The sequence below is a fragment of the Nocardia neocaledoniensis genome (assembly GCF_029868625.1).
GTDB lineage: Bacteria > Actinomycetota > Actinomycetes > Mycobacteriales > Mycobacteriaceae > Nocardia > Nocardia neocaledoniensis_A.
The window spans coordinates 1-17,821 of record NZ_JARWOJ010000229.1 but is presented as its reverse complement, the minus strand read 5'-3'; the positions used below and the strand labels follow the sequence as shown (position 1 = coordinate 17,821).

Sequence of the window (17,821 nt, the reverse complement as noted above, 5' to 3'; positions counted from 1 at the left end):
CCACGCCCCCCACCGCGGGAACCGGCACCGGACCGGTGAAGCCGACCCGGCCCGGTGACGACGACATCACCACACCGGGCAGCGCGGGCGCGGCGGCACCACCGGGCAGCGGCGTGGCACCGGTGGGCGGCGCGGCGGCGGCACCGGGCACCGGTGCGCCGGTCGACGGCGCCCCGGTGCTGCCGGGCAGGCCGACACCGGAGGACGACGAACCCGGCAGGCTCGGCCCGGTGGGCGAGGTCATCCCGCCGCCGTCGGCCCCACCGGGGACCTTGATGCCGTCACCGAGCCACTTGCCGTAGTCGTCGAGTTGATCGCCGACCTGACCCACCTGGCCGGTCACCTTCATCTGCGAGGTGAACCACACTCCGTCCAGGCCGACGTGCGCGTCGACCTGCCACTCGGTGTTCACCATCGCGCCGAAGCCGTCGAACATGTCGCCGATGCCGTCGAACGGTCCGTCCCCGGGCCCGGCGGCGACCGAGTCGTTGGGACCGCCGATCCCGCCGAAGCCGGGCAGCGCGCCGGCGTGCCCCGGCAGCGCGTCGTAGCCGGGGATGCCGATCCCCTGGCCCGGGAGCCCGTCGAAACCGGGGATGCCCATCCCCTGACCGGGCAGGCCGAGGCCGGGGCCACCGGGCAGGCCGAACGGATTGTCGTCGTCGAGGCCGAGGCCCGGCTTGCTCGGCGCGGGCGCGTAGGACGGGATACCGAAACCGGTGGAGGTCTCCCCGGAACCGGGGATCCGCATCTCGGTGTCGCCGTCGGACCCGGGAATCTCGGGGCGCCAGCCGGATTCGGCCTCGGTGGAGCGCCCGACCATCGTCACTTCGGGTTCCGCGGGCGGCCGGGTGCCGAACGGGGCGTGCGGGGCGGCCGGCGCGGGGGCGGCGGGCTCGGGCAGATCGGTCAGGTCGGGGAAGGTCATGACCGGGCTCGGCGCGTCCGGGCTCGGGTCACCGGACACCGTCTGCGTCGACCAGCCCGCGTACCGGCTGTCGGCGTTGCTGGTACCGGGCGTGGTCTCGGGCGCGGTGCCGTTCGCGGCGACCAACGCGCCACCGGTGACATAGGCACCCGCACGGGCGACCCGGGCGACACCGTTGGCTACGCGGTAGGCCGTATCGGACCCTTCCGCGCGCGCGGCATCGTCATCGAGAGGCAGATCACGCGTCATCAATGCTCCAACATTCGCTCACTGTCGGCCCCCCACCACGTTCGAGCGAAGTGAAGATCATCCAACACTGTAGGCACCCACTTTATGGCGAGCAACGAATTTCGGCGACCCGTCGGAATCGGGGGGCCGCGATCCCAAGAGAACTCTAACGATTGCTCAACGGAGCCTGAAGATCGGCTGCTTAGCGTCGGTTTCGCCGATCGAGCCGATCGGCGGACACTCTTGTGAGGAGACCCACCATGATCCGATCCTCGACCCGTCGCCGTCTCGCCGCCGTCCTCGGCGGCGCCGCGTTGCTCACCGTCTCCGTCGCCGGTGTCGCCGCGGCCCATCCCGCCGACCGCGGCGACCGCACGCTGGTCCTGTGCGGTGCGCCCGGCGAACCCGCGCCGCCGACGGCGCCGGGACCGCGCATCCACATCGAGCGCGGCGACCTCGGTGACGGCGGCCACTTCGAGCACACCCGACCCATCGCACCGGGCGCGCCCGCGCTGGTCCTGCCCGCCGAACCGGTCGAGCCGGGTCAGTGCGTTCGGATCGACCCCGACGGCGAGCGCACCGTGCTCCCCGCGCCGGACGGGCCCGTCGTCATCGCGCCGAATCGCCCGCGCTGACCAGGGCCGACAGGTGAACCGCACTAGGGTGGGCGCATGACCGGACAGCAGATCTTGGTCGTCGACGACGAGGTCCGCGTGCTCGCGTCGCTGCGGCGCGGCCTCGAACTCTCCGGCTTCGACGTCCTCACCGCGAGCGACGGAGCGGCCGCGCTCACCCTGGTGCGTTCGGCCACTCCCGACGCGATGGTGCTCGATGTGAACATGCCCGAGCTCGACGGCGTCGGCGTGGTCACCGCCCTGCGGGCGATGGGCGACGACATCCCCATCTGCGTGCTCAGCGCCCGCAGCGCGGTATCGGACCGGATCGCGGCGCTCGAACGCGGCGCCGACGACTACCTCACCAAACCGTTCGACCTCGGCGAGCTCGTCGCCCGGCTGCGCGCGCTGTTGCGCCGCCGGGCCGCAGCCGCCGCGCCGCAGGGCAAGACGGTGCGGGTGGGCGAGGTGGTGATCGATCCGGCCGCGCACCGGGTACACGCGCGCGGCAGGCAGGTCGAGCTCACCAAACGGGAGTTCGAACTGCTGGCGCTGCTCGCCGAGAACGTCGACATCGTGCTCGGACGCGAGCAGATCCTGTCCGCCGTCTGGGGTTACGACTTCGCCACCGACACCAACGTGGTCGACGTATTCGTCTCCTATCTGCGGCGCAAACTCGAAGCCGACGGTGTGGCCAGGGTCGTGCACACCGTGCGCGGCGTCGGATTCGTCCTGCGAGACCGCCCGTGAGGCGCGGATCGTGGTCGCTGCGCACGCGCGTGGCGCTGGTCTCGGCGGCGGTCGCGGCCCTCGTCGCGGTCACTCTCGGCCTCACCTACGCCGCGCTGCTCAAAGTGGCGGGTGACCGTCAGCTCGACCAGACGGTGTCCACCATGCGAGTGCTCGCCGTACCGGGCGGGGACGCGGCGCCCGCGCTGCCGTTGCCCGCGCCGGCCCGCCCACTGCCCGATCTGCCGGATCAGCCACGTCCGCCCGGGGTGTTCCGGCCCGGCACCACCGTGGTCGATCCCGAGCTGGCGCCGGTGCTCGGCGCGCCCGGTCTGATCGTCCGGCTCGATCCCGATCGGGAGCGGGTCGAGGCCGCCATCACCCGCAGTCAGCTGATCGGTCTCGGCATCGGCGTCGCCGGAATCCTCGGCGCGGCCGGATTGGGTTGGGTGCTGGCCGGTTTCGCGGCGCGGCCGCTGCGCAGACTGGCCACCGCCACCCACGAGATCGACACCCTCGACGAGCTGCCGCCGCTGTCTGGACGGGGCGTGCGCGAGGCCGAGGACCTCTCCGACGCCATCACCCGGATGCTGGCGCGGCTCGAGACCGCGCACGGCGAGACCAGTCAGGCACTGGCCGGGGCCCGCGATTTCGCGGCGGTCTGCGCGCACGAATTGCGCACGCCGCTCACCGCGATGCGCACCGACCTGCAGGTCCTCGCCGGCGCCGAGTTGCCCGCCGATCAGCGCGGCGCCGTCCTCGCCGACGTGCTGGCCGCGCAGGGCCAGATCGAGCGCACCCTAGACGATCTGGAGCGCCTCGCCGTCGGCGAACTCACCGATCGCGGCGCGTTCGAACCGTTCGAGTTGTGCGAGACGCTCGACCGCGCGGTCCAGAACGCCCGCCGGGCCCGCCCCGGCGTCGACATCGAGCTCACGGCCTGCGAACCCGTCCCGATGACGGGCCTGCCCGGCGGCATCCTGCTCATCGTCGGCAATGCCGTCTCCAACGCGGTCGTGCACGGGCACGCCACCGAGATCGCCGTCGCCGCGCGCGCCGACGCCGAGTGCGTCACCATCACCATCGACGACAACGGCACGGGCATCCCGGAGCACCTGTCCCCCACCGCGTTCGACCGTTTCGCCAAACGTCCCGGCTCGCCCGGTTCCGGGCTCGGCCTCGCCCTGGTCCGGCAACAGGCCGAATTGCACGGCGGGACGGCCGAACTCGCCGAGAGCCCGCTCGGCGGGACGCGCCTGCTGGTGCGCGTCGCCGCCGAACCGGGCTGAGCTACTTGCCCTTCGGCTTGTCCGAGGCGGCGTCGGAGGACAGCGCGGCCACGAAGGCTTCCTGCGGCACGTCGACCCGGCCGATGGTCTTCATGCGCTTCTTGCCTTCCTTCTGCTTCTCGAGCAGCTTGCGCTTACGGCTGATGTCACCGCCGTAGCACTTGGCCAGCACGTCCTTGCGGATGGCCCTGATGTTCTCGCGGGCGATGATCTTCGAGCCGATCGCGGCCTGGATGGGCACCTCGAACTGCTGACGCGGGATGAGCTCGCGCAGCTTGGTGGTCATCTTGTTGCCGTAGGCCTGGGCGGCGTCCTTGTGCACGATGGCGCTGAACGCGTCGACCGCCTCGCCCTGGAGCAGGATGTCGACCTTCACCAGCGCGGAGGACTGCTCGCCCGACTCCTCGTAATCGAGCGAGGCGTAGCCGCGGGTGCGCGACTTCAGCGAATCGAAGAAGTCGAAGATGATCTCGGCCATCGGCAGCGTGTAGCGCATCTCCACGCGCGTCTCCGAGAGGTAGTCCATCCCCAGCAGCTCGCCACGGCGGCTCTGGCACAGCTCCATGATGGTGCCGACGAACTCGCTCGGCGCGATCACGGTGCACTTGGTGATCGGCTCGAACGTCTGGCGCACCTTGCCCTCGGGCCAGTACGACGGGTTCGTGACGACGTGCTCGGTGCCGTCCTCCATCACCACGCGGTAGATCACGTTCGGCGCGGTCGAGATGAGGTCGAGGCCGAACTCGCGCTGCAGCCGCTCGCGGGTGATCTCCATGTGCAGCAGACCGAGGAAGCCGCAGCGGAAGCCGAAGCCCAGCGCGACCGAGGTCTCCGGCACGTAGGTCAGCGCGGCGTCGTTGAGCTGCAGCTTGTCCAGCGCGTCGCGCAGGTCCGGGTAGTCGGAGCCGTCGACCGGGTACAGGCCCGAGTAGACCATCGGGCGCGGTTCCTGATAGCCGGCCAGCGCCGCGGCGGCGCCGTCGCGCGCGGAGGTGACGGTGTCACCGACCTTGGACTGGCGCACGTCCTTCACACCGGTGATGAGATAGCCCACCTCACCGACGCCGAGGCCCTGGGTCGGCTTCGGCTCCGGCGAGACGATGCCGATCTCGAGCAGCTCGTGCTGCGCGCCGGTGGACATCATCTTGATCTTCTGGCGCGGGGTGAGCTTGCCGTCGACCACACGCACGTAGGTGACCACGCCGCGGTAGGTGTCGTAGACCGAGTCGAAGATCAGCGCGCGGGCCGGTGCGTCGGCGTCGCCGACCGGCGCCGGGACCTCGGCGATCACCTTGTCGAGCAGCGCGTCGACACCGACGCCGGTCTTGCCCGAGACCCGCAGCACGTCGTCGGGCTCGCAGCCCACGATGTGCGCGATCTCGGCGGCGTAGCGGTCCGGGTCGGCGGCGGGCAGGTCGATCTTGTTCAGCACCGGGATGATGACGAGGTCGCGTTCCATCGCCAGGTACAGGTTCGCCAGCGTCTGCGCCTCGATGCCCTGGGCGGCGTCGACCAGCAGGATCGCGCCCTCACACGCCTCGAGCGCACGCGACACCTCGTAGGTGAAGTCGACGTGGCCCGGCGTGTCGATCATGTGCAGGACGAAGTCCTCGCCGTCGACACTCCACGGCAGGCGCACGTTCTGCGCCTTGATGGTGATGCCGCGCTCGCGCTCGATGTCCATCCGGTCCAGGTACTGGGCACGCATCGCCCGCTCCTCGACCACACCGGTGAGCTGCAGCATCCGGTCGGCCAGGGTCGACTTGCCATGGTCGATGTGCGCGATGATGCAGAAGTTCCGGATCCGGGACGGATCGGTGAACGTCGTATCGGCAAAACTGGAAGCCACTCCACTCCTCGAGGGGTATCGGCGAACTGGGTCCATCGTCCCATGGCCGGATGCGCGGCTCTGTCACCGGTGCACCGAAGCGCCGCACACCGTTATATTTCAGGGATGGCCAGCAGTTGGAACACTCTCGGCAAGCAACTCGGCGTCATCGCCAAGGAGCAGGGGCCGAAGATCGTGCGCAAGCAGGGCCCGAAGCTGCTCGAGAAACTGGTGGGGGCGCTGTCGACCAAGCCGGAACCCACCGTCGCGGTCCGTCCGACCGCCTCGACGCCGGTACCGACGGCCCACCGTGCCCGGCAGATCGTCTACTGCCCGCAGCTGGACGGACGCGCCGACCCCGGGGAGATCGTGTGGACCTGGGTCCCGTTCGAGGAGGATCCCACCAACGGCAAGGACCGTCCGGTGCTTGTCGTCGGACGCGATCGCAAGACCCTGCTCGGGCTGATGCTGTCGTCCAAAGCCGAACGCGCGCACGACCGCAACTGGGTCGGGATCGGTTCCGGCCCGTGGGACCACGACGGACGCCCCAGCTGGGTGCGGCTGGACCGGGTGCTCGACGTGCCCGAGGACGGCATCCGGCGCGAGGGCGCGATCGTCGAACGCAAGACCTTCGACCTGGTCGCGCACCGCTTGGTCGCCGAATACCAGTGGAGCTGAACAGCACGGAACCCCGATCCGGCGCGGGCCGGGTCGGGGTTCCGTCGTCGGGAAGCTAGCTCAGCACATCCCTGGACCGACCGAAGATCAGGCCGTAGATCAGCGCGCCGAGCACACCGCCGATGAGCGGGAACACCACGAACGCCCACACCTGCCCCATCGCGCCGTCCTGATAGGGCGCGACGCCCAGGCTGCGGGCGGGATTGACCGAGGTGTTGTCGACCGGGATCGAGACGAGGTGGATCACCGCGAGGGTGACGCCGATCGACAGGCCGGCCAGCGGTACGTCCGAGATCTGGTCGGTGGAGGCCAGCACCACGAAGACCAGCAGCGCGGTGAGCATCACCTCGATGATGATCATCGCGGCCATCCCGTACCCGTTCTGCACGACGACCTCACCGAGCGGCCCGGTCACCGCCGACGGGCTGTGTGAGCCCCAGCCGTTGGCCCCGAGCCCGTCCACCGAGCGGTCGTAGGCCGGCAGGTTCTTCGCGAGCGCGAACAGCACCAGACCGGCCAGGAAACCGCCGACCAGCTGCGCGATCACATAGCCCGCCGCCGAGACCACCGACAGGCGCCCGAGCAGCAACTGGCCGAGGGTGACCGCCGGATTCACGTGGCAGCCCGAGATCGGGCCGATGGCGTACACGAGAAACATCAGCGACAGACCGAAGGCGAGAGCGACACCGAGGGCGCCGACCCGGTCACCGGCGAGCACGGCGGTACCGACACCACCGATCACGAGAATGAAGGTGCCCAACCCCTCCGCGGCCCATTTCTTGTACTCGGGCACGACTTCGGGTTCGACGAGTTCCTGCGCAGTGGGCGACATCGGCTACCACCTCTCCGAGAGGATTCATCCCCGCGGCGAGCGGGGTCCGCACGAGCGAACTGGACATTACGCGAGGCGGGTCACCTCTACAACGACCTCGAGGTCTGTCGAGCCGCCGCCGGAGAACACCCCCTTCAGTGGTGGTACGTCCGCGTAGTCGCGTCCGACGCCGACCGACACGTGCTGCTCGTTGACCGCCAGATTGTTGGTCGGGTCGTAACCCCACCACTGACCCGTCCACGCTTCGATCCAGGCGTGGGACTGCCCGGCTACCGTCTCCCCGATGTCCGCGCCCGGTTTCGGGTGCAGGTACCCCGAGACGTAGCGACTCGGAATCCCCATGCTGCGCAACAACACCAGCGTCAGGTGCGCGTAGTCCTGACACACTCCACGCCGCTCGGCGAAGGCCTCGAGCGCCGAGGTGTGCACCGAGGTGGTCCCCGCGATGTAGTCCATCTCCTTGTGCACCCATTCGGCCGCGCGCACCACCGCCTTGGCCGGCTCCTCGCCCCGGGAGAGCTGGCGGGCGATGGTGGCGAGCTTGCGGTCACGCGGCACGTACGCGGTGGGGCTGAGCATTTCGTCGAACCGGTCCACGATCCGGCCGCCGCGCAGGTCCTCCCAGCCGGCCTCGCCCGGCGGTTCGGCGAACGGCTCGGTTTCGACCACCGAGGAGCCGGTCACCTCCAGTTCGGTGTGCGGGGCGTGCAGGTCGAACGCGGTGACCGCGGTGCCCCAGTAGTCGGTGTAGCGATACGACCTGGTGGCGGGCACGGTTTCGACGCGATTGAGGATCACGTTCTGTCTGCTGTCCGCGCGCGGGGTCAGCCTGGCCTCGTTGAACGAGCGCGTCACCGGCGCGTCGTAGACATATCCGGTGGTGTGCACCACCCTGATCCGCCAGCTCACAGTTCCCCCTCCACCTGGACCCGCACGTCCGACCTGCTGCGCACATCGGTCCACGCCACCCACGGCGCGGCATGGAAATACTGGCGTGAGACGGCCTCGCTCACCTCACGGCACGACTTCTGCAGCGCCAGCAGACGGTTCTGCAGGTCTTCCAACAGCACGCCGGGCGGCAGGAATTCGAGTTCGCTGCGGGCCCGGCCCAGCACCCGCTGGGCCTCGTGCCTGGCGCCGACGCGGCTGCCCGGCCGCTGGTCGAGTTCGGTCAGGCAGTCCTCGGCCACGCGCAGGGTGTGGAACACCGAGCGGGGGAAGAGCCGGTCGATGAGGATGAATTCGGCGACCCTGGCCGCGTCCAGCGCGCCGCGGTGCGTGCGCAGGTAGGTGTCGTGGGCGCCCGCGGAGCGCAGCACGGTCACCCAGGCCGGCGAGGAGGTGCGGTCGCCCGCGCGGGAAAGCAGCAGGCGCACCATCATGTCCACGCGCTCGATGGACCGACCGAGCAGCAGGAATCGGTAGCCGTCGTCGCGCGAGAGGGTCGAGTCGGTCAGGCCGGTGAACATCGCGGCCCGGTCCTTGATGTAGGAGAAGAACTCGTGCGGGCCGAGCCCGCGCGCGGCCTTCTCCGCCGCCGCGAGCCCGTTGTAGGTGGCGTTGAGGCACTCCCACATCTCGCTGGAGGTGACCTCGCGCGCGCCGCGGGCGTTCTCGCGGGCCTTGCCGATGGAGTCGCTGATGGAGACGCCGTGCTCGTGGCTGAAGGCGACCAGGTCCGTCACCGACCACACATCCAGGCGCAGGCCCGCCGGTGGTTCGATGCCGAGCACTTTCAGCAGCACGCGGGAGGTTCGATCGGCGTCGACGGTGGCGTCCTCGAGCAACTGGTGCACGGCGACGTCGAGGATGCGCGCGGTGTCGTCGGCGCGCTCGACGTATCGGCCGATCCAGTAGAGGGATTCGGCGTTGCGAGCAAGCATGTGTTCAGTCCCCGATCAGCCGCTGCGTCTGTTGTTGTTGCTGCTGTTGCTGATTCGCCTGCGGGGCGCTGAGTTCGCGACCGAGCTCGAACGAGTCGGCCTGTGGCGGATCGCTCACCAGCTCCGGGCCGGCCAGCTCCCGGTCGACCGGACCCGAGCGCCCTGCCAGCACCCAGGTGTCCTTGCTGCCGCCGCCCTGACTGGAATTCACCACCAGCGAGCCCTCGGGCAGGGCCACCCGGGTCAGCCCGCCCGGGAGCACCCAGATGTCGTCGCCGTCGTTGACCGCGAAGGGTCGCAGGTCGACGTGGCGCGGCACGAGCTCGTTGCCGATCTTGGTCGGCACGGTGGACAACTGCACCACCGGCTGCGCGATCCAGCCCCGCGGATCCGCCTTGACCTTGCGCCGGACCGCCTCCAGCTCGCGCGGCGTCGCGTCGGGCCCGATGACGATGCCGTACCCGCCCGAGCCTTCGACCGGCTTGACCACCAGCTCGGCGACGCGGTCGAGCACTTCCGCGCGCTCGTCGTCGAGCCAGCAGCGGAACGTGTCGACATTGGGCAGGATCGGCTTCTCGCCGAGGTAGTACTCGATGATCGTCGGCACATAGGTATAGATGAGCTTGTCGTCGCCGACCCCGTTGCCCACCGCGCTGGAGATCACCACATTGCCCGCGCGCGCGGCGTTGAGCACCCCGGCCACCCCGAGCACCGAATCCGGCCGGAAGTGCATGGGGTCGAGGAAGGTGTCGTCGATGCGCCGGTAGATCACGTCGACCTGCCGTTCGCCCGCGGTCGTGCGCATGTAGACCACATTGTCGCGGCAGAACAGGTCGCGGCCCTCGACCAGCTCCACCCCCATCTGCCTGGCCAGCAGCGAATGCTCGAAGTACGCGGAGTTGTGCACGCCGGGAGTGAGCACGACCACGGTCGGGTCGGCCTCGTTGGGCGCCGCCGAAGCCCGCAACGCGCGGAGCAGGTGGCCGGGATAGTCGCCGACCGCCCGCACCCGGTGCGAGGAGAACAGGTCGGGGAACACCCGGGCCATCGTGCGCCGGTTCTCCATCACATAGGACACCCCGGAGGGCGAGCGGAGGTTGTCCTCCAGCACCCGGAAGTCACCGCGTTCGTCGCGCACCAGGTCGATGCCGGAGACGTGGATGCGCACCCCGTTCGGCGGGACCAGCCCGGCGGCCTCACGATGGAAGTGCTCGCAGGAGGTGACCAGCCGCTTGGGGATCACCTGATCGCGCAGGATGTTCTGCTCGCCATAGACATCGGCGAGGAACAGCTCCAGCGCGGTGACCCGCTGTTTGATGCCACGTTCGAGCTTGGCCCACTCCGCGGCCGCGATCACCCTCGGCACCAGGTCGAGCGGAAAGGGCCGCTCCTGCCCCGACAGCGAGAAGGTGATGCCCTGGTCGATGAACGCCCGGTCCAGCGCGTCGGAGCGTTTGGCCAGGTCGTCGACGTCGTTGGCGGCCATCGCGGCGTGAATGCCCTTGTAGGGGGCGCGGACCCGGCCCGACGCGTCGAACATCTCGTCGAACGCCTCGGCGAAGCGGCCGGGGCCATAGCCCTCGAAGAGGCCGGTGTGGGTGGTCGCGGCGTGCCCGTTCGTTCGCACCAGCACCGGTGACGCGGATCGAGCCGTACCCGGCGCAGTGGTGGAAGTCATGGGAAAAACTGTGCATCACCCGGGGGTGAGGTCGTGTGAGACACAGGTAAATTTCTCGCATCACCTGAAATGGGTGAAGTTCGGCGGCCGGAGCGTGCCGTCGTTCGGTGCCCGATTTCGTCGCTCGGTGCCGAGCTGGTAACCTCGATCTTCGGCGCGGTGTTACCCGTAGTTCAGCACCATCTGCTGCATCGTGGGCGCGCGCCCGACGAGCTTTCAAGACATACCACCCAGCGACAGGAAACCAGAGGATACAGGCGTGGCCAACATCAAGTCCCAGATGAAGCGGATCCGTACCAACGAGGCGGCGCGCAAGCGCAACCAGTCGGTCAAGTCCGCGCTGCGCACCGCGATCCGCAACTTCCGTGAAGCTGCCGCCGCCGGTGACAAGGAAAAGGCTGCCGAGCAGCTGCAGTTCGCGAGCCGTAAGCTCGACAAGGCCGCGTCCAAGGGCGTCATCCACGCCAACCAGGCGGCCAACAAGAAGTCCGCGCTCGCGCTGGCTCTGAACAAGATCTGATCGGAGCGGGCCTGGTACCCGCTCAGCACTTCGCAAGACGCAGCCGCCGTGGCCTCGATGACCACGGCGGCTTTTGTCGTCGGCTACCATTCCGCGCATGTTGACGGTGTACGCGAATCAGACGGTGGTACGAGGCGATGACCTGGCCGAGGTGATCCGCGCCGCGGAGATCCTGGGGATCGGCCTCAAGATCGAGAACGTGATGGTGCCCGACGAGGACGGCGGTCTCGCCGCGGCGTGGATCGTCACCCGCGAGGACGAGGTCCCGCTCTACGACGAGTGGGAAGGCCGTTACGAGGACGGCGAAGACGACGACGAGCAGTTGTCCCTCGTCGGCGAGTAGCGTACTCAGTTCACGCAGGGAATTTGCCCGGAGGTGAGGTCGGTGCGCACCGGCCTGCCCGCGTCCGGTGTCCCCGAGGGCGGCGTGGTCGCGGCGGTGCGCCTGGTCGATGTGGTGGAACCGCCGGTGGGATACCCGCGCGAGGTCGGCACCGGCAGGCCGAAGGCCGTCGCGACCTCCCGGCGGATCGCCGTCCGGTCGATGATGTTCACGTCCTGACCGTTGATCACGTCGTAGCTCAGGATCGGCAGGGTCCGGAATTCGATCTGCGGATTGTCGGCGGTACCGAGCGTGCGCACGAAGTCGGTCATGTTCCAGCCGTCGGAGAGCACGATGTTGCGGTGGGCGACGGCCATCAGCGCGTTCAGCCTGCCCGGGTCGGTGAGCGTGCCCGCGCCGCGCAGCTGCCGGGCCACCGAGGTGAGGAAGGCCTGCTGGCGGTGGGTCCGATCCAGATCGCCGTGTTCGAGCCCGTGCCGCTGCCGCACGAAGGCCAGCGCCTGCGCGGGGTCGAGGCGCTGGCGCCCCGCGGGGAAATCAGCGCCGGAGAACTCGAGATCCCGCACCGGATGGTTCAGGCACACCTCCACACCGCCCAGCGCGGCGGCCAGATCGTAGAAGCCGGCGAGGGTGACCTCGGCGAACCTGTCGATCGGCACCCCGGTCAGCTCCCGTACGGCCTTCACGGTCGAGGCCCGGCCCGCCTCCCGGCCCGCCTGCTCCAGCCGGCGCGGGTCGGTTTCGCCGCGCGCGATCAGCTGCTCCTGCACAGCCTGCTTCTTCAGTCCGTAGGTCTCCTTGATCTTGGCGTGGGTGTAGCCGGGAATACCGGTGACCGGGACATAGTTGTCGCGCGGGATCGAGACCGCGACGATCTTGTCCATGGCGGCCGGAATATGCACCAGGATCAACGTATTGGCGTTGTAGCCGCCCTCGTCCCCGTCCCCGGCGTGCAGTTGGTCGAGCACCTCGCGCGGCAGTTCCTCGCCGTGCTGGTCGCGGCGGGTGTCGAGCCCGATCAGCAGAATGTTCAGGTCACCGCCCAGCGATTGCGGCGCATCATCCTCCAGCGCCTGCGATCGCAGGAACCCGGTGTCGAAACTTCCCGCGGTCGACCATCCGTACGCGGTCACCGCCACCACCGCCGCGGACAATCCCGCCGCGACTCCCCTGCCGATCCCCCGCACCCACCGGCCCACGCCCGCCCCGGCGCGTCGGCCCCGCCCGCGCACCGCACCCCGGCTCCCGCTCGGCTCGTCCATGTCATGATCAACTCTGCCAGGAGTGATAGCCGATGGATATCGCGATTGGATAACGCCTGGTCAGTGCGCAGGCGCAGGTGAGCCGGGCGGCTCAGTTCGCGGCGCGCAGGTCCAGGATGCGGGACAGGGCGTGTTCGACGGCATAGGTGGCGTCGGCGGCGCCGCCTTTGACGTCGGCGTTGAGGGTGGCCACGACCTGGAGGGCGGTGCCGATGGTGGCAGGGTTCCAGCCGCGGGCCTGGGCCTGGGCCTTCTTGACCTTCCAGGGCGGCATGCCGAGTTGCTGAGCGAGCTTGAACGGGTCGCCACGGCCCGCCGAGCCGACGCGGGCGATGGTGTGCACCGAGTCGGCGAGGGCGTCGGCCAGCAGGACGTGCGGGACACCGCGATCGGTGGCCCAGCGCAGCGCCTCCATCGCCGCGGGCCGATCACCGGCCACCGCGAGTTCGGCGACGTCGAAACCGGTCACCTCGGCACGGCCGGAGTAGTAGCGGCGGACCGCGTTCGCGTCGACCTTGCCGCCGGTGTCGGCGACCAACTGGGAACAGGCGGCGGCCAATTCGCGCAGTTCGGAGCCGACCGACTCGATCAGGATCTGCACCACGTCGGCCGGGACCTTGACCCCGACGGCCCGGAACTCGCCGCGCACGAATTCCATCCGTTCGGCGGCCTTGGTGAGTTTGGCGCATTCGTGGACCACCGCGCCCTGCTTCTGCAGCGCGGGAGCCAGTGCCTTCGCCCGGCCGCCGCCGGAATGCAGCACCAGCAGCACCACGCCCGCGGGCGGGTCGGCCGCGGCCTCGGTGATGACGGCGACCGCGTCCTTGCCCGCCTCGGCGGCCGATTCGAGCACGATCACCCGATCCTCGGCGAACAGCGACGGACTCAGCAGCTCGGCCAGTTCGGCCGTGCTCGCGTCACCCGCGCGCAAGCGGTCGACCGGCACCGCGTCCGGATCGGGCGCGGCGGCGCGCACCTGGCCGACGACCTGCGCGACCGCGCGTTCGACCAGCAGTTCCTCGTCACCGAGAACCAGATGCACCGGGGCAGGGCTTTCGCTCACCAGGCGATCCTACGTTCGCCCGCCGACACGGTCCGCCAGACATGCGCCACCACCACGCGGACGACCGCGCCGCCGGTGGTCGCCTGCGCCGCGCGGTGACGGTCCGGAGGTCGGCGGCCGTTCCGAACACGATCACATCGCCGTGCCGGTCGGTTCGGACGACGGTGGCGCCCAGCGCGTCCAACGCGCTCGTGATGGTCGGGTGCGGGTGACCGAAGGAATTGTCCGCCCCCGCGCTGATCAACGCCAGTCGCGGGCGCACCGCGCGGAGGAATTCCGGCGTGGTGGTACGGGAGCCGTGGTGCGGAACCTTGAGGACGTCGGCACGGAGATCTCGATGGGCCAGGAGCCTGGCCTGGGCCGCGGCCTCGATGTCGCCGGTGAACAGGATCGTGCCGACGGCGGTCTGCGCTTTCAGCACCAGGGAGCGGTCGTTCGCTTCATCCAACGAGAACGAGGAGGGCGCATCACCGCCAGGCGCCAGCACCGCCAATTTCGTTGCTCCGAAGTGCAATTCGATTCCCGCGTGCAGCTCCATCAGCGGAATGCCCGCCGACTCCGCGAGGTCTACCACTCGCTCGATCCCTCCGGTTCCCCCGCCATGTTCATGCCGGTGCCCCACAGCCCCTTGTTCGGACCCCGATCCGAAGCTCGACTTCGCCCGTGTCTCTGGACCGGCGCTACACGCCTCGCCCCGCAATTCCGAGCGCGCGATTGCGGCAGGGGTTACCCGGACGGTCGGGCCGATCAGCCCGATGACAGGACCCGATATCGGTGCAGCGGCCGCTGTGAACGTGGTCGCGGAAGCGGCCCCGTCCTGCACGGTCGGCCGCGGCGCGACGGTTTGGTGTTCCGCACCGACCTCGTCTCCCGATCGTGGACGTGACCCGATGGGGCCCTGGGGCGCTGGCGCGGATTCATCGGTTGCGGGCGACCGCGACGTGATGAGGCTCGGCAACGGCGAGTCCGGTGCGCTGATCTCAGCACGCACCGGCCAGAGCGACTCCGAGATTCCGGCGGTCGGGAGTGTGTGCGATGCGGGTGGGGCCGGAATCGTGGCGTGGCTCGGCGAGGATGCCGGTGCGATCGCAGGGCAGGGTGGGATGCCGCCGGTGGTATTGAGTTCGCCGGGGGCGGTGGCGATGGCGTCGATGGTGCGGCCGCGGAGAGCGCCGGACAGGCCGTCGATGTGGTCGGCGTGCGGATGAGTGAGAACGAGCAGCGGTATTCGGGTGATCCGCAACCGGTCCAGGCAGCGCCGGAGGGAGCGGGGATCGGGGCCGGTGTCGATGACGACCGCGGCACCGGGGCCGGTGGCCAGGGCGAGCCCGTCGCCTTGCCCGACGTCGCACATGGCGAGGACCCAGCCCCCGGGTGGCCATCCGGGATGCCACAGCCGCACCGGCACAAGGACTACCGCGACCCCGAGGACTCCCACGCCGAGCAATCGACGCGTCTTCGACCAGCGCAATGCCGCCACGACGATGACGACGACGGCTGTGGCGACGAGTCCCGGACCGAGGCCGGACGGCACGCTCAGCGCTGCGCCGGGGATCGCGGCCGTGCGATCGGCTACCGAGAGCAGCCACCACAGCGGCAGGCGCGCACACCACAGCACCGGGACCGCGGCGTCATGCCACAGACGGGCGACGGCCGCTCCTATCGCGCCGATCACCGTGACGACGCCCACCACCGGCGCGACGAGTGCGTTCGCGACGATCGCCACCAGACTCACGCGGCCAGACAGCCCGATCATGAGCGGCAGGGTGACGACGAACGCGCCCGCCGAGACCGCGACGATCTCCGCCGGTGCCCGCCACCACCCGCGAGCGCGCAGCCAGTCCGCCCAACTCGGTGCGAGCAGGATCAGTCCGGCCGTGGCCAGGACCGAGAGCGCGAAGCCGGCGCTCACCGCCAATCGCGGTGCCACCACGAGCAATCCGATCACCGCGGCACCGAGTGCGGGCAGGGCTTGCTTGCGGCGGCCGGTGAGCAGGGCCAGCACCGTGACCGAGCCCATCGCGGCAGCGCGCAGCACGCTGGGGTCGGGACGCGCGAGGACGATGAACACGACCACCACTCCGGCGGCGGCCGCCGCGCTGACCCGAGGACCAGCCGTGAGCAGCCGGGTCAGCGCCAGCAGTGCCGTCAGCAGGATCGTGAAATTCGCACCACTGACCACACACAGGTGCTGGAGGCCTGCTATCTCGAACGATTCCCGCACCTCGTCCGAGAGGGCGGTCGTGTCGCCGACCACTAGCGCCGGGAGCAGGCCGGCCGCATCGGGTGGCAGTGCGCGCGCCGCGGCGCCGACGAGGTCGGCACGCACGCCCGCGGCCACCCGTTGCCACCACGGCGGCTCGCCGTGCCGTTCCGGGTCGGCCAGGGCGTTCAGGGTGGCCACCGTGAGATCCGCGCGATTCGGTTCACTCACCCTCGCCCGGAACCGGATGGCCTGTCCCGGCGACAGATCCGCCCATGTGCCACCGCCCGCGAGGACCACGATCGCCCCGCCCGCCCTGGTCGTCGCTGTCCCACTCCCGAACTCGCGCAGTCCCGCGTGCACGATCCATCGTCGCTGACCACCGAATCCGCCCGCCCGCATGGGTTTCGGATCATCGGTGACAGTGGCCAGCACCGTCACCGACTTCCCGAACGACTCCCGCAAGGGATGCGACTGCACATGGTGCTCCCGCCAGGCGCCCGCCGCTGCGAACCCGGCCGACAGCAGCATCGTCGCCAGCCCCGCGACCGCGACGACTCGCCAGCGCTCCCGCTCGTGCGCCACCGCCCACGACATCACCACCCACAGCCCGAGCGCGATCATCAGCGCACCGACGGCGAAAACCACACCCGCGACCCAACCCACCGACACCGCGACGATCGTCGCGACCCAGCAGCCCACCGCCGCGGGCACCAGTCGCATGTCCAGAACCTGCCGCGGCCCTGTGACGAGTTCGTCGTCGCGCACCGCACTCATCCGTCGACCGGCCCGGCATCCGGAGTGCCCCCGACTGGCCCGCGACGCCCGAGTACCGACGTCAACGCGAAGCATCCGAATTCCACACTGCTGTAGAAATGTTCGCCACAGTCCGGATAGCACGCGATGAACTTCGCACCCGTCCCGGATCCGGCGGCGAGCACTCGGGCTGACGTCACACCACGTTCGGATATCCCGTCCGCACCACCGCGCCCGGTGGGTTGTGGTCCCGTCACGTCGTGACCAGGTCGCGGAGGCGAGCGAGACGGGCGGGTCCGATGCCGTCGACTTCGCCGAGCTGGGTGACATCGGTGAACTTGCCGTTGGTCGATCGCCAGGTGAGGATCGCCTTGGCTGTCACCGGGCCGACGCCGGGAAGAGCGTCGAGCTCGGCCTCCGTCGCGGTATTCAGGTTGGTGCGCTTGCCATTCGGAGCAGTACCCGCGGTCGGTGGCGGGATGCTCGTGGTGTCCGTCGCGCTCGGAACGTTCGGCGTGGCGGACGTGCCGCCACCCGCGCTGATCATGCTGCCGTGACGCGGGGCGGGCGAACCGGGAGCGGTCGCACCGATGACGATCTGGTCGCCGTCGCCGAGACGCTGGGCGAGATTGAGACCGGCCAGGTCGGCGCCATCGCGGGCCCCGCCGGCGAGGTCGATCGCGTCGGCGACGCGGGCGCCGCCCGGGAGCCGGTGCAGGCCCGGGCGTTCGACCAGACCGACCACGCTGACGACGACTTCCGCGCTCGCGATCGGTCCCGCGCCACCGGACACCGCGACGGCAGTGGTCGGTTCACCACGGGCGCTGATGGGCTCCGCACGGACGACCGGCACCGGCGGCACGGACTGCCGGCTCGGGGGGGGGCGGGACACCCCCCCACCCGGGGACACCACCCCGCCCCCCCCCCCCCGGGCGGGCACGCCCGCGCCCCGCCCGCCCCGGGGGCCCCGCGCCCCCCCCGACCCCG

Annotated in this window: 14 protein-coding genes and 2 pseudogenes; 6 read left to right on the top strand and 10 right to left on the bottom strand. The window is 70.1% G+C overall.

Annotation, left to right across the window (positions count from 1 at the left end; translation table 11 throughout):
* A pseudogene (locus tag QH270_RS17265) lies at positions 1-1,177 on the bottom strand (hypothetical protein); the annotation flags it as partial.
* Between the two features lie 239 nt (positions 1,178-1,416).
* Between QH270_RS17265 and QH270_RS17260 the strand changes: the two are divergent.
* The 3 genes from QH270_RS17260 to QH270_RS17250 are packed head-to-tail and all read left to right on the top strand — an operon-like array spanning position 1,417 to position 3,788.
* Positions 1,417-1,791 carry a hypothetical protein gene (locus tag QH270_RS17260; protein ID WP_280343359.1) on the top strand — a complete coding sequence of 125 codons (375 nt, stop codon included), beginning with the start codon at positions 1,417-1,419 and terminating at the stop codon, positions 1,789-1,791.
* Positions 1,792-1,827: 36 nt separating this feature from the next.
* A complete protein-coding gene (locus QH270_RS17255; RefSeq protein WP_280343358.1) occupies positions 1,828-2,520 on the top strand; it encodes a response regulator transcription factor in 693 nt (230 codons plus the stop codon).
* Positions 2,517-3,788: a sensor histidine kinase gene (locus QH270_RS17250; protein ID WP_280343357.1), complete on the top strand. Its 1,272-nt coding sequence runs from the start codon at positions 2,517-2,519 to the stop codon at positions 3,786-3,788. The genes QH270_RS17255 and QH270_RS17250 overlap by 4 nt, the downstream gene beginning before the upstream one ends.
* 1 nt (position 3,789) lies before the next feature.
* Here QH270_RS17250 and lepA read toward each other — a convergent pair whose 3' ends face one another.
* Entirely contained in the window at positions 3,790-5,673 is a 1,884-nt protein-coding gene (gene lepA / locus QH270_RS17245) for a translation elongation factor 4 (protein WP_280343356.1), read from the bottom strand.
* A gap of 69 nt (positions 5,674-5,742) precedes the next feature.
* Between lepA and QH270_RS17240 the strand changes: the two genes are divergently transcribed.
* Positions 5,743-6,294, top strand: a complete 552-nt coding sequence (locus QH270_RS17240) for a type II toxin-antitoxin system PemK/MazF family toxin (protein ID WP_280221476.1) — start codon at positions 5,743-5,745, stop codon at positions 6,292-6,294.
* 55 nt (positions 6,295-6,349) lie between these two features.
* On the opposite strand, the gene QH270_RS17235 is transcribed toward QH270_RS17240, so the two are convergent.
* From QH270_RS17235 to QH270_RS17220, 4 genes are all read right to left on the bottom strand, one after another.
* The gene (locus QH270_RS17235; RefSeq protein ID WP_280343355.1) at positions 6,350-7,126 is read right to left on the bottom strand and encodes an aquaporin; all 777 of its coding nucleotides are present in this window, start codon (positions 7,124-7,126) and stop codon (positions 6,350-6,352) included.
* Between the two features lie 66 nt (positions 7,127-7,192).
* Positions 7,193-8,035: a transglutaminase family protein gene (locus QH270_RS17230; protein ID WP_280343354.1), complete on the bottom strand. Its 843-nt coding sequence runs from the start codon at positions 8,033-8,035 to the stop codon at positions 7,193-7,195.
* Positions 8,032-9,009 (bottom strand): alpha-E domain-containing protein, encoded by a 978-nt coding sequence (locus tag QH270_RS17225; protein ID WP_280343351.1) that lies wholly within the window; start codon positions 9,007-9,009, stop codon positions 8,032-8,034. The genes QH270_RS17230 and QH270_RS17225 overlap by 4 nt, the downstream gene beginning before the upstream one ends.
* A 4-nt stretch (positions 9,010-9,013) precedes the next feature.
* Entirely contained in the window at positions 9,014-10,687 is a 1,674-nt protein-coding gene (locus tag QH270_RS17220) for a circularly permuted type 2 ATP-grasp protein (RefSeq protein WP_432420375.1), read from the bottom strand.
* Positions 10,688-10,946: 259 nt separating this feature from the next.
* On the opposite strand from QH270_RS17220, the gene rpsT reads away from it, so the two are divergent.
* On the top strand, positions 10,947-11,207 hold the full coding sequence (gene rpsT / locus QH270_RS17215; protein ID WP_280221475.1) for a 30S ribosomal protein S20: 261 nt from the start codon (positions 10,947-10,949) through the stop codon (positions 11,205-11,207).
* A 97-nt stretch (positions 11,208-11,304) separates the two neighbouring features.
* Positions 11,305-11,550 (top strand): hypothetical protein, encoded by a 246-nt coding sequence (locus tag QH270_RS17210; protein WP_110039535.1) that lies wholly within the window; start codon positions 11,305-11,307, stop codon positions 11,548-11,550.
* 137 nt (positions 11,551-11,687) lie between these two features.
* Here the strand turns inward: QH270_RS17210 and QH270_RS17205 are convergent.
* The 4 genes and pseudogenes from QH270_RS17205 to QH270_RS17190 form a co-directional block, all read right to left on the bottom strand.
* Positions 11,688-12,812: pseudogene (locus QH270_RS17205) on the bottom strand (LCP family protein); the annotation flags it as partial.
* A 91-nt stretch (positions 12,813-12,903) separates the two neighbouring features.
* Entirely contained in the window at positions 12,904-13,875 is a 972-nt protein-coding gene (gene holA / locus QH270_RS17200; protein WP_280343347.1) for a DNA polymerase III subunit delta, read from the bottom strand.
* Positions 13,835-16,855: a ComEC/Rec2 family competence protein gene (locus tag QH270_RS17195; RefSeq protein ID WP_280343343.1), complete on the bottom strand. Its 3,021-nt coding sequence runs from the start codon at positions 16,853-16,855 to the stop codon at positions 13,835-13,837. Before QH270_RS17195 ends, holA begins: the two co-directional genes overlap by 41 nt.
* A gap of 232 nt (positions 16,856-17,087) precedes the next feature.
* Positions 17,088-17,821 (bottom strand): helix-hairpin-helix domain-containing protein (locus tag QH270_RS17190; protein ID WP_432420374.1); only part of this gene is annotated, 734 nt, incomplete at its 5' end.

Excerpts from the sequence above, each read along its gene's own strand:
- QH270_RS17195 (WP_280343343.1), bottom strand. The coding sequence starts at position 16,855 with ATGAGTGCGGTGCGCGACGACGAACTCGTCACAGGGCCGCGGCAGGTT.
- QH270_RS17235 (WP_280343355.1), bottom strand. The coding sequence starts at position 7,126 with ATGTCGCCCACTGCGCAGGAACTCGTCGAACCCGAAGTCGTGCCCGAG.
- QH270_RS17210 (WP_110039535.1), top strand. The coding sequence starts at position 11,305 with ATGTTGACGGTGTACGCGAATCAGACGGTGGTACGAGGCGATGACCTG.
- QH270_RS17240 (WP_280221476.1), top strand. The coding sequence starts at position 5,743 with ATGGCCAGCAGTTGGAACACTCTCGGCAAGCAACTCGGCGTCATCGCC.
- QH270_RS17255 (WP_280343358.1), top strand. The coding sequence starts at position 1,828 with ATGACCGGACAGCAGATCTTGGTCGTCGACGACGAGGTCCGCGTGCTC.
- QH270_RS17225 (WP_280343351.1), bottom strand. The coding sequence starts at position 9,009 with ATGCTTGCTCGCAACGCCGAATCCCTCTACTGGATCGGCCGATACGTC.
- QH270_RS17260 (WP_280343359.1), top strand. The coding sequence starts at position 1,417 with ATGATCCGATCCTCGACCCGTCGCCGTCTCGCCGCCGTCCTCGGCGGC.
- QH270_RS17220 (WP_432420375.1), bottom strand. The coding sequence starts at position 10,687 with ATGACTTCCACCACTGCGCCGGGTACGGCTCGATCCGCGTCACCGGTG.
- lepA (WP_280343356.1), bottom strand. The coding sequence starts at position 5,673 with ATGGACCCAGTTCGCCGATACCCCTCGAGGAGTGGAGTGGCTTCCAGT.